Annotated in this window: 12 protein-coding genes; 3 read left to right on the top strand and 9 right to left on the bottom strand. The window is 69.0% G+C overall.

Going from position 1 to position 10,459, the window contains the following annotated elements; genetic code table 11:
* Nucleotides 1-146: 146 nt before the first annotated feature.
* From ACIO3S_RS26690 to nth, 4 genes are read right to left on the bottom strand one after another with little or no spacing between them, the layout of a single operon-like run.
* The gene (locus ACIO3S_RS26690; protein ID WP_160025766.1) at nt 147-1,325 is read right to left on the bottom strand and encodes a MarP family serine protease; all 1,179 of its coding nucleotides are present in this window, start codon (nt 1,323-1,325) and stop codon (nt 147-149) included.
* The gene (locus ACIO3S_RS26685; protein WP_400469075.1) at nt 1,322-2,017 is read right to left on the bottom strand and encodes an NUDIX hydrolase; all 696 of its coding nucleotides are present in this window, start codon (nt 2,015-2,017) and stop codon (nt 1,322-1,324) included. Before ACIO3S_RS26685 ends, ACIO3S_RS26690 begins: the two co-directional genes overlap by 4 nt.
* A complete protein-coding gene (locus ACIO3S_RS26680; RefSeq protein ID WP_400469072.1) occupies nt 2,014-2,661 on the bottom strand; it encodes a TlpA family protein disulfide reductase in 648 nt (215 codons plus the stop codon). Before ACIO3S_RS26680 ends, ACIO3S_RS26685 begins: the two co-directional genes overlap by 4 nt.
* Entirely contained in the window at nt 2,661-3,377 is a 717-nt protein-coding gene (nth, locus tag ACIO3S_RS26675; protein WP_350719145.1) for an endonuclease III, read from the bottom strand. The genes ACIO3S_RS26680 and nth overlap by 1 nt, the downstream gene beginning before the upstream one ends.
* A gap of 187 nt (nt 3,378-3,564) precedes the next feature.
* Between nth and ACIO3S_RS26670 the strand changes: the two genes are divergently transcribed.
* The 3 genes from ACIO3S_RS26670 (at nt 3,565) to ACIO3S_RS26660 (ending at nt 7,455) form a co-directional block, all read left to right on the top strand.
* On the top strand, nt 3,565-4,242 hold the full coding sequence (locus ACIO3S_RS26670) for a Crp/Fnr family transcriptional regulator (protein ID WP_008356269.1): 678 nt from the start codon (nt 3,565-3,567) through the stop codon (nt 4,240-4,242).
* A gap of 71 nt (nt 4,243-4,313) precedes the next feature.
* Nucleotides 4,314-4,814: a SigE family RNA polymerase sigma factor gene (locus ACIO3S_RS26665; protein WP_400469068.1), complete on the top strand. Its 501-nt coding sequence runs from the start codon at nt 4,314-4,316 to the stop codon at nt 4,812-4,814.
* Complete coding sequence (locus ACIO3S_RS26660; protein ID WP_400469065.1) at nt 4,807-7,455, top strand: hypothetical protein; 2,649 nt, start codon at nt 4,807-4,809, stop codon at nt 7,453-7,455. Before ACIO3S_RS26665 ends, ACIO3S_RS26660 begins: the two co-directional genes overlap by 8 nt.
* Here ACIO3S_RS26660 and ACIO3S_RS26655 read toward each other — a convergent pair.
* Genes ACIO3S_RS26655 through ACIO3S_RS26635 form a run of 5 tightly spaced genes read right to left on the bottom strand, consistent with a single transcriptional unit; the run spans nt 7,449 to nt 10,399 of the window.
* Complete coding sequence (locus ACIO3S_RS26655; protein ID WP_400469062.1) at nt 7,449-8,045, bottom strand: YdeI family protein; 597 nt, start codon at nt 8,043-8,045, stop codon at nt 7,449-7,451. The two genes, ACIO3S_RS26660 and ACIO3S_RS26655, sit on opposite strands and share 7 nt — an antisense overlap.
* Nucleotides 8,046-8,062: 17 nt before the next feature.
* Nucleotides 8,063-8,857 carry an MBL fold metallo-hydrolase gene (locus tag ACIO3S_RS26650; protein ID WP_160025773.1) on the bottom strand — a complete coding sequence of 265 codons (795 nt, stop codon included), beginning with the start codon at nt 8,855-8,857 and terminating at the stop codon, nt 8,063-8,065.
* Nucleotides 8,854-9,738 carry an NUDIX hydrolase gene (locus ACIO3S_RS26645; RefSeq protein WP_400469059.1) on the bottom strand — a complete coding sequence of 295 codons (885 nt, stop codon included), beginning with the start codon at nt 9,736-9,738 and terminating at the stop codon, nt 8,854-8,856. The genes ACIO3S_RS26650 and ACIO3S_RS26645 overlap by 4 nt, the downstream gene beginning before the upstream one ends.
* A gap of 50 nt (nt 9,739-9,788) precedes the next feature.
* The gene (locus tag ACIO3S_RS26640) at nt 9,789-10,247 is read right to left on the bottom strand and encodes a RidA family protein (RefSeq protein WP_160025775.1); all 459 of its coding nucleotides are present in this window, start codon (nt 10,245-10,247) and stop codon (nt 9,789-9,791) included.
* Nucleotides 10,244-10,399 carry a DUF4177 domain-containing protein gene (locus tag ACIO3S_RS26635; protein WP_141791386.1) on the bottom strand — a complete coding sequence of 52 codons (156 nt, stop codon included), beginning with the start codon at nt 10,397-10,399 and terminating at the stop codon, nt 10,244-10,246. Before ACIO3S_RS26635 ends, ACIO3S_RS26640 begins: the two co-directional genes overlap by 4 nt.
* Nucleotides 10,400-10,459: the final 60 nt, after the last annotated feature.

The raw sequence follows: 10,459 nt of genomic DNA, 5'->3' as shown, positions 1-10,459 counted from the left end.
CGCGCGCCCCGCCGCCCCCCCCCCCCCCGCCGCGCCCCCCCCCCGGGGGGGGGGGGGGCCCGGGGCCCCCCCCCCCCCCCGAGGGGAGTGACGTCTCGGCCGACCTAGCTGACGCCTCGGCCGACCTAGCTGACGTCTCGGCGGGGTCAGCCGGCGCAGGCTCCGGTGTCGACGGTGGCGGTCTGGGAGCGAGCCTCGCGGGCGATCTCGATGACCTGGTCGGTGGTGAGGGCATAGCCGGTCTCGGAGTCGGTGACCGAGGCGGCGAAGACAACGCCGACGACGTCACCCTCGGAGTCGACGATGGGGCCTCCGGAGTTGCCGGGGCGGATGAGGCTGCGTACGGAGTAGACGTCTCGGATGACGGTGCCGACGCCGTAGATGTCGGGCGAGCGGAGGCGCTGCTCGGCACGGATACGACCGGGCTGTACGTCGAAGGGTCCGTCCTGCGGATAGCCCAGGACGGCGATCGGGTCCTCGGCGCCGGCAGTGCGGTCGAACTCGAGGCGCTTGAGGTTGCCGCCACCCTCGAACTTCAGGACCGCGATGTCGATCTTGGGGTCGTAGTGGACGACCTTGGCGTCGTTGGCGCCGTCACCGACGATGACGTTGGGGTCGTCGACGCCGGCGACGACGTGGGCGTTGGTCATCAGGTAGCCGCGGCCGATGACGAACCCGGTGCCCTCGACACCCTTGCCGCACTCGTTGGCGCCGCGAATCTTGAGGACCGACTCGCCGGAACGTACGACATCGGGGTCGGTGAGCATGCGCCGCGGACCGGGTCCGACCTCGACGATCCGCTCGCGGGCGAACGGCTCCAGGTAGCGCGGGAAGAACGAGGTGCCGACGACGTCGTTGAACGCGCTCAGCGCACGATCGGCAGGCGACGGCATGATCGAGTCGACCTTGGCCAGTATCGCCGAGCCGCGCACCGCGGGCGTGAGCCCGTTGATCTGCGCCCCCGAGACCGCGACCCCGAGAGCCCAGGCGACCACGAGCACGGCCGCGGCGCTGAGCAGCGATCCGCCGAGGGCATCGACGATCCGGGCCGGCTGCCAGGTGATCTCGTCCCGCACGCGTACGCCGCCGTATTGCAGCACCGCCTGCCCGATGGACGCACACGCGATCACGACGAACAGCGCGCCGAGCGAGACCCACAACGACGGAGCCGCGCTGCCGAGCACCTTCGGTGCCAGCCAAATGCCGATGAAGCCACCGAGCAGCAGTCCACCGGTCGCGAAGGCGCCGGTGATGAAGCCCTGCCAGTAGCCCGAGAGCGCGTAGGCCCCGACGAGGATGATCAGGATCCAGTCAAGAAAGTTCACGGCTGATTCCGTTCGCGTCCCTGGAACATGTATTCGGGCAACTCCTTGATCGGGGCGTCCGGAATCTCCGTGATCCACCCGAGATAGGTGAAGAAACGGCTGATGATTCCACCTGTGAAGCCCCAGAGGATGACATCCTTCTCCGGTCCGATCAAGAACGCGGGCATCAGCCATTCGCTGCGGCCGGGCGCGCCGACCTGGATCCGATGGGCCGGGTCGAGGAGATCCGACAACGGCACCCGGTAGACGGCGTGGACCTCTTCGACCGAGCGCGTGGTGACCGGAGACGGCTCCCGCCACCACGCGATGATCGGCACCACGGCGTGGTTGGAGAACGGGATCCACAGCGCCGGGAGGCGGCCGACCACGTCGACACCGGTCGGGTCGAGCCCGGTCTCCTCCCACGCCTCCCGCAGCGCCGCCTCCTCCGCGGTCTCCCCCGGATCGAGTCGGCCGCCGGGGAACGAGACCTGGCCGGGGTGCGAACGCATCGTGTGCGAGCGCTCGGTCAGCAGCAGATCGGGACCCGAGGGTCCTTCACCGAAGAGCATCAGCACGGCCGACTCGCGGGCGCTGCCGTCGGCCGGCGGCAGGAACTGTGAGATGTCCTCGCCCTGGATCTGCTGCGCCGCCTCGACGATCTCGTCGAACCACTCCGGCCGCGTCCCATTGGCCGCCTGACGCTCGCTCACAGCGCGATCCCCAGCTTCTTCTCGACGAGCTCCTTCACCTGGGCCGCACTTGTCATGCCACCCATCTGCAGCAGCTCGACCTCGCCGGAGGAGGACAGGACGTACGTCGCCGGCACCGCGCGCGCCGTGAGCGGCCCGCCCTGCAGCTCACCGCCCGGATCGGCGTACATCGGGAAGGTCACCCCGCGCGAGATCGCCTCCTCTAGCGCGACTCCGGGGACCGTGTCCATGACGTCGATGCCGATCACCGGCACCTCGTCGCCGTAGCTCTCGTAGAAGCTCTGCAGCGCAGGCATCTCCTCCTTGCAGGGCGCGCAGAAGCCCTGGAAGAGGTTGATCACCATCGGTCCCTCGAACGACGCCAGGTCAGCCGACGAACCACCGCCGAGGCAGGGCAGCACGATCGACGGCAGCCCACCGTCGCTCACGGGCCCTTCCTCGCAGGCCTCCACCTTCGACGCCTTCTTGGCCTCGACCATCTCCGCGGTGGCGACGTTGACCTTGGAGGAGGACGGCTCGTCAGCCAGCGGCGCACCGGACTGACCGCCCCCGCTCGAGGAGTCGGTGCCGCAACCGGCCAGGACGGCCAGCAGCAGGGCGGCTGCCGACGCGACCCGGGCTCGTCTCCCCAGGGCACGAACCATCAGTTGCGGCCCTCCGTGCGGACCAGCTTGGCCGCGGCGACGGGGTCGGTCGGCCCCTCGCCGTACGCAGGGCACAGCTGTGACACCGGACAGGCACCACACGCAGGCTTCTGGGCGTGACAGATCCGCCGCCCGTGCCAGATCACATGGTGGGACAGCATCGTCCAGTCCCGCTTCTCGAAGAGCGCACCGACCTCGTGCTCGACCTTGACCGGGTCCTTCTCGGTCGTCCAACCGAAGCGCCGCGAGAGCCGTCCGAAGTGTGTGTCGACGGTGATCCCCGGCTTGCCGAAGGCGTTGCCGAGCACCACGTTGGCGGTCTTGCGCCCGACACCGGGCAGCTTCACCAGCTGCTCCAGACGGTCAGGCACCTCGCCGTCGTACTCCTCCACCAGCACGGCGCTCAGCTTCAGCAGCGCGTCGGTCTTGGCACGGAAGAAGCCGAGCGGCCCGACGAGCTGCTCCAGGTGCTCCCGGGGCGCCGCCGCCATCTCCTTCGCGGACGGGTAGGCCGCGAAGAGGGCAGGCGAGGCCAGGTTGACCCGCTTGTCCGTGGTCTGCGCGCTCAGCACGGTCACGACCAGGCATTCGAACGGATTGGTGAAGTCGAGCTCGGCCTTGGCATCCGGGTAGGTCTCACCGAGGATGCGGTCGATCCGACGGGCACGACGCACCAGACCCAGGCGCGTCTCAGTCGCAAACTTCTGGGCAGGCACGCAGCAAGGCTACGCGGCCGCACCGACAATCCCGATCCGGCCCGGAAGACGGCTAGCACAAACACCGCTCAACACATGCACTTTCTGCGCTTATCGGTGGGGGATGTGCACGTGTGAGACGTTCCACAGATAGGATTCCCGGTGTAATACCCGCGGATGTGGGGAAAATCCAGGAGGAATGGCCGCAATGGACAACGACGTACTCCGTCAGGCACCGCTCTTCAGCGCACTCGATGACGAGTCGATGACGGCCCTGCACGCCTCGATGGCAGAGTCGAAGCTCCGCCGCGGAGAGGTGCTCTTCCACGAGGGCGACTCCGGCGACAAGCTGTACGTCGTGATCGACGGCAAGGTGAAGCTCGGCCGCACCTCGTCCGACGGCCGCGAGAACCTGCTCGCCATCATGGGCCCCGGCCAGATGTTCGGTGAGCTCTCGCTCTTCGACCCCGGCCCCCGCTCGGCCACCGTCACCGCGGTCACCGACTCCGCCTTCGCGAGCCTCTCCCACGAGGACCTCCTCAAGTGGCTCGAGGGCCGTCCGGTCGTCGCCCGCGGTCTCCTCGCTCAGCTGGCCGGCCGCCTCCGCAAGGCCAACGACGTCGTCGCCGACCTCGTCTTCTCCGACGTCCCCGGCCGTGTCGCGAAGGCCCTGCTCGACCTCGCCGACCGCTTCGGCCGCACCGCCGACGACGGCGTCCACGTCCACCACGACCTCACCCAGGAGGAGCTCGCCCAGCTCGTCGGCGCCTCCCGCGAGACGGTCAACAAGGCCCTGGCCGACTTCGCCAGCCGCGGCTGGCTCCGCCTGGAGCCCCGCTCGGTCGTGATCATGGACATTGAGCGCATGGCTCGCCGCGCCCGCTGATCTTTTAACTTCACGTAGGCACCCGGCCTCCTTCCCACCGGCGTATTTGCCGGTGAGAGGAGGCCGCGCCTTTGTCCCCCACAGAACTCGATCGCGGGGCGTTCGAGCATTTCGTACGCACCCGAGTGCCCGCGCTCTCCCGCACCGCCTACCTGCTGACCGGCGACGCCCACCTGGCCGAGGACCTCGTGCAGCAGGCACTCTTCTCGGCCGCGAAGGCGTGGCATCGCATCAAGGGTGACCCCGAGCCGTACGTCCGCCGCATCCTCTACACCCAGAACATCTCCTGGTGGCGGCGACGTCGTCTTCAGGAGACTCCGATGGAGTCGTACGACGCGCCTTCTGCCCTGGCGAAGGACTCAGATCTCCGACTAAGCCTCGAGCAGGCGCTCGCCGAGCTGACCCCGAGACAGCGCACGATCCTGGTGCTCAGATTCTTCGAAGACCTCACCGAGGTCCAGACCGCCCATGTCCTCGGGATCCACTCCGGCACGGTCAAGTCCACGACCCGCAAGGCCCTCGCCCGCCTGCGCACCCTCGCACCTCATCTCGAGGAGCTTCTTCATGACTGACCAGCAGCTCCGCGAGGAGCTCCACCGCATCGCCGAGCGAGCCCCCGAGGCATACGTGCCCACTAACACCTTCGCTCGCGGCCGCCGCGCCCATCGCCGCTCGGTGGTTATCGCCATCAGTGCGATCTCGGCCGCCGTCGCCCTCATCGTCGGCTCCATCGCCTTCGCTCCGCAACGCGACTCGGCCGAAGTCGACCCTGCCCGAAGCGGCACCGACCTCGCCGTCCCCGACACGATCTTTGCGACGCCGACGTGGCTGGCCGAGACCGAGGACGGCCACTACGTCAACGCCGGGAAACTGGAACACGACCTGGCGATCGGCGCCGGTGCGATCGCATACGCCCAACCTGCTCAGGACTCGAACGGCGCCGTCGCGATCGTCGTCGATGCCGACGACGGCGACTACCACCCGCTCTACCTTCCGGACTTCATCGGTCTCGATCCCTACTGGAGGAACTCCTACGGCGACGACGGCGGGGAACGCCCGCTCGCCCTCTCCCCCGACGGGACCCACCTGGCGTGGTCCTGGGGACTGGGCCGGGACGCGGCCGCTGGCAGTGAGCGCGTTTCGGGCGGCGTACGCATCGCCGATCTGACCACCGGCAAAACCTCCGAGTGGGATCTCAGCAACGACGGGAGCACCTACGTCACTGGCATGGAGTGGTCCGAGAGCGGCAGCCAGCTGCTCTGGACCGGTCGCCAGATGGACCGCTGGGACTCCGGGTCGTACGTCCCCGCCGACGCCGTGGTCGGAGTCATCACGCACGCGTCGGGCACCATGACCGCCTACTCCGGCAGGATCGACTCCGCCACCGCCCTCAGCCTGTGGGCGATCTCGGACGACGGAACGATCGCCTTCAACGGTCCGTCGGACACCGGTCTCCACGTCCAGGAGCCAAGCGGCGAGATCACGACGCTGCCGCTGCCCGACGAGGCATCCGCCTACGAGCCGATCATGTTCCACGGGTCCGACCTCTACGTCACCACGGAGAACGGGCTGGCCCGGGTCGACGGCCGCGGCGCGACGTACCCGAGCCCGAACAAGATGCCACTGGATCCGGTCGGCTGGGTCGGCGACGGGCCCCTGCTCAGGCTCCATGGCCCGGACGACGTCTACTACGGCCAGGTCTGGGCAGTCGACGATGCGCCCGGACGCGAGGGCGCCGGCGGAAACTCCCTCATCGCGGTCGACGGCGACGCGAGCATGGTCGTCGACACCGTCAGCATCGCGTACGGCCTCATCGATACCGACTCGGTCAAGCACCCGACGGTGCACCGCAGTCAGCCGTTCTTCATGCCGCTGTGGGTCAACACAGCAGTGTTCTGGCTGGTCGCGGCGGTTGTGGTCATCTCCGTCGTGGTCGCCGTCCGCTGGCGACGGGCGAGGCGCGTGCTCGCAGCCGTCATCCCTCTCGCCTGTATTCTCGCCGTCGTCGGCGCTTTCATCTTCTTTGACCCCGCCGACCTCCTGCCGCAGGGCGCGAAGGTGGAAGGCTCTGGCGGCACGATCGAGATCACGTCCTCTTCGCCGGACTCTGAAACGCCGAGCCGCGCGGTGATTCCGCGGCGCATCCGCTGGGCGGACCCCTTCACCGAGCCCGACGTCCCAGTCTCCGATGTTCCCGTCGCCGACTCCCGAGCGGTCGGCCGCGCCATCCTCGCGTTCGGCGACGAGAGCGGCGCGATAGACGACCAGGAAAACTGCGAGGAGTACTGCGAGGGGGTCGCGGTGGTGATCACCGCCGACGGCGAATACAAGCGTCTGGCCCTGCCGGGAACTGACAGCTTTTTCGCGATGCAGGAAGAAGGGGCCATGCATCTCTCCCCCGACGGCCTCCACCTGGCGTACGTCACCAAGGACTCCGGCCTCAACGTCATCAATCTGCAGACGGGGAAGGTGACCAGGCAACGCATCGAACTCGAGCGCGGGAGGATCACCAGTTTCTCTTGGTCACCGGACTCGTCGTGGTTGGTCTGGGACTCCAACCACGAAGACCAGCAGGCCGGTCGCATCACGCCCGATGGCACGGCCGAACCGCTCCCCAAGGCCAACTGGACACATGCAGGCATTGGCAGCGACGGCACCGTCGTCGCCCGGTCCGCGACTGGCACTCAGATCTGGCCAGCAGACAAAGCTGCCGACCTCCCCGGCCCCTCCGACAACACCGGCCTCGCCGACCAGGACACCCTGTCGATCTGGATCGGCACCGACGCAGTGGCGGACGATGTCCGAACGGTCGACACCTTGTCCTCACGAGTCACCTTCACGATCGGATCGACCGTTCGCGGTGTCGACGTCGACGCTCGTCGGGTCGTCGAGGTTGCAGGATGGCTGACCGGCGGGACCCCGCTCATCGTGACCGCAGGCGATGAGGGCACCGACCTCCGTACCGTCGCCGACGACGGATCGACCGAGATCGTGGCGGAGATCGACTACCGACTGCAGATGTTGAGCATCGCCACAGCCCTCCCCGAGGATCTGGCCGTCCAGACACCGGACACGGAGTGGGCCGAGCCCAGCCCACTCCGCTGGCTACCGCCGGTCGGAGCCGTTGGTGCGGTCGTGACCGGCTTCCTCATCTGGGGACACGTCAGGCGAAGGAAGGCCGATACGCCTTCCCCCGCCGGACGGAGCTACTGAGGCCGCCGCTTCTGTGGATGGATCGTCTCGTGACGGGCGAGCATGGCGACGTACTCCTCGATCCTGCGCGCCCGCGCGGCCTCGGTCTTCAGGGAGGTGATGCGGTGATAGAGGGCGAAACGGTTCTGAGAGGTGAGGACGTCGTACATCGCCTGCGCCTCGGGCACCGCGGCGATCGCGGCGAGGAGGTCCGGCGGGGTCTCGGCGGTGGCCGGACCGGCGTACGCCGCCTCCCACCGCCCGTCCGCCTTCGCCGCCTCCACAGCGGCCCGCCCGGCTGCGGTCATCCGGCCCTCGCGCTCGAGACGGTCGATGTGCTCGACGTTCCTCAGTGACCAGCGGCTCTTCGGCCCACGCGGGGTGAACCGCTGGAACGACGATTGCTCGTCGCGCCGCCGAGCCTGACCGTCGATCCAGCCGAAGCAGAGCGCTTCGTCGAGCGCGGTCTGCCAGGTCAGCGTGGTCAGCGTGCCGCCCTTCTTGGTCAGTACCAGCCAGACGGCGGGCGTGTCGGCGTGGTGCTCCTCCAGCCAGGCCCGCCACGCGGGTGGGTCGGGAAGCAGGAGCTCGTCTCCGGACAGGATCGCCATGGGCCGAACAGTAGGCGTCAGCGCTCGGCGAGGTAAGCCAATTGCGCTCGCACCGAGAGCTCGGCGGCACCCCAGAGGACCTGGTCGACGTCGGCGTACACGATCTCGACGATCGCCCGCGGATCGGCGTCGGCGGGGGTCGCGCCGAGCCCGGAGAGTGCTTCCTCGACCTGGCCGAGGCGTTCGCGGCGGTGGGCGATGTAGTAGTCGAGCGCGCCGAGGGCGTTTCCGATGACCGGGCCGTGGCCGGGCCAGACGCTGCCGACACCGTGCTCGGAGGCGAGGGCGTGCAGGCGGTCGAGCGAGTCGAGATAGGCACCCAGCTCGCCGTCGGGATGAGCGACCACGGTCGTCCCACGCCCGAGGACGGTGTCGCCCGTCAGCACCGCCCCGTCGGCGGGCAGCCAGAAGGACAGCGAGTCCGAGGTGTGCCCAGGAGTCCCGACGACGCGGATCTCCAGGCCGTCGACCTCGATGACGTCACCGTCGCCGAGCCCCTCGGTCCCGAGCCGGTATTCAGGATCAAGAGCGCGTACGCCGGCCCCAACCCGCTCGGCGAAGGCCCGTGCCGCCTCGGAGTGGTCGTAGTGATGGTGGGTCAGCAGCACCGTCGCCACCTCGCCCGCGGCTTCCGCGACGGCGTCGAGATGCCCCTCGTCGAGAGGCCCGGGGTCGATCACGACGGATCGGCGCGCACCCGGCTCGCGCAGCACCCAGGTGTTGGTGCCGTCGAGCGACATGATCCCGGGGTTGGGCGCGAGGATGCACTGCCCGCGCTCGCCGAATGCCCCGCCTGACCAGGACTCGTTCATGAGTGCTTCCTTCCGGCGACGAGGGAGGCGTGCAGGGGCATCATCGACAGGGTGTGGCCGCCGTCGACCTCGGTCACGGCCGGGGTGAACATCGTCAGCACACGCTCCGCGGCGTCAGCGAGGACCTCGTCCTCGGACCCGACCGAGGTGACCTCGAGACAGTTGAGATAGGTCGGCGGCATCATCGCCAGCTCGCCGGCCTCGACCTGGGCGACCGCCTCGGCGGTGCTCAGCCAGAGCACCGAGGACGACTCGCTGGACACGTCCCGTGTCACCTGGCCCTCGGGGAGGCGCGCGACGAAGAACCAGGTCGCGAAGCGCTTCGGCTCGAAGACGGGCGTCGTCCAGGCGGCCCACGGCCCGAGCAGGTCCGTACGCAGCACCAGCCCGCGCCGGGTCAGCAGCTCGGTCAACGACAGCGAGCGTGATTCCAAGGCGGCCCGGTCGGCCTCCCAGTCGTCGCCCGAGACGTCGTCGACGACGGAGTCGCCCGAGGCTCCCGCGAGCAGCACGCCGCACTCCTCGAACGTCTCCCGCACCGCCGCGGCGACCAGCGCCCGCGCGCGGGACTCGTCGACCCCGAGCCGGTGCGCCCACTGAGTGGCGGACGGCCCGGCCCAGCAGGAGTCGGGCAGCTCGGCGTCGCGTACGTCCACGCCACCGCCGGGAAAGACAGCCATCCCGGCGGCGAAACCCATCGTCAGCTGCCGGCGCAGCAGGTAGACCTCGGGGCCAGAGGACCCGGCATCGGAGCCTGGCCGAAGCAGCAGCACCGTCGCCGCGTCGCGCGGCTCGACCGGGGTGCGTACGCCCTGGGCGTACTCCCCGGCCAACGCCACGATGTCGTCACCAAGCCGGACTGGAGGGATCGGGATACGCACGTTCGTCACTGTAGCGACGCTCACACGGACGCCCTACCCCCATCCGAGCCTCAGATCTCGACGATGATCTCCACCTCGACGGGAGCGTCGAGCGGCAGCACGGGCACGCCGACGGCGGACCGGGTGTGGCGTCCAGCGTCACCGAAGACCTTGCCGAGCAGCTCGGAAGCACCGTTGGCGATGCCCGGCTGGCTGGTGAAGTCAGGAGTGGAGGCGACGAAGCAGGTCACCTTGACGACCCGCTTGACCAGCGACAGATCGCCGATCTCGGCCTTCACCGCGGCGAGCGCGTTGAGCGCGCACTGCTGCGCAGCCGCCACGCCCTCCTCGGGCGAGACCTCGCCACCGAGCTTGCCGGTGGACAGCAGCGCGCCGTCCTTCATCGGCAGCTGCCCCGAGGTGAAGACGTAGTCGCCGGTGCGGAGTGCCGGGATGTAGGCCGCCACCGGCGGCACGACGTCCGGCACGCTCAGCCCGAGCTCGGCCAGGACCTCCTCGGGCCCGCTCACTCCGAGACCGCCCGCTTGAAGAAGCCGACGTAGTTGCCGGTGCCGTTGTCGAGGATGGAGACGAGCTCCCACCCGTCGGCACCGAAGTTGTTGAGGATCTGCGCCGCAGCGTGGTTGAGGATCGGCGCTACCTGGTACTCCCACTTGGTCATATCGGCACCCTACTTCGCGGACGCGTGGACCGGTCTCCCGGCGACATGGTTTGACCTTCC

Origin of the sequence: Nocardioides sp. NPDC087217 (assembly GCF_044744805.1) — a bacterium.
Classification (GTDB): domain Bacteria; phylum Actinomycetota; class Actinomycetes; order Propionibacteriales; family Nocardioidaceae; genus Nocardioides.
Note: the sequence above shows the minus strand (reverse complement) of the source record. Positions and strands in the feature narration are given on the sequence as shown.

What these genes read in the sequence shown, in the direction of transcription:
- ACIO3S_RS26655 (WP_400469062.1), bottom strand. Translation starts at nt 8,045, where the DNA reads ATGGCGATCCTGTCCGGAGACGAGCTCCTGCTTCCCGACCCACCCGCG.
- ACIO3S_RS26680 (WP_400469072.1), bottom strand. Translation starts at nt 2,661, where the DNA reads ATGGTTCGTGCCCTGGGGAGACGAGCCCGGGTCGCGTCGGCAGCCGCC.
- ACIO3S_RS26660 (WP_400469065.1), top strand. Translation starts at nt 4,807, where the DNA reads ATGACTGACCAGCAGCTCCGCGAGGAGCTCCACCGCATCGCCGAGCGA.
- ACIO3S_RS26650 (WP_160025773.1), bottom strand. Translation starts at nt 8,857, where the DNA reads ATGAACGAGTCCTGGTCAGGCGGGGCATTCGGCGAGCGCGGGCAGTGC.
- ACIO3S_RS26635 (WP_141791386.1), bottom strand. Translation starts at nt 10,399, where the DNA reads ATGACCAAGTGGGAGTACCAGGTAGCGCCGATCCTCAACCACGCTGCG.
- ACIO3S_RS26670 (WP_008356269.1), top strand. Translation starts at nt 3,565, where the DNA reads ATGGACAACGACGTACTCCGTCAGGCACCGCTCTTCAGCGCACTCGAT.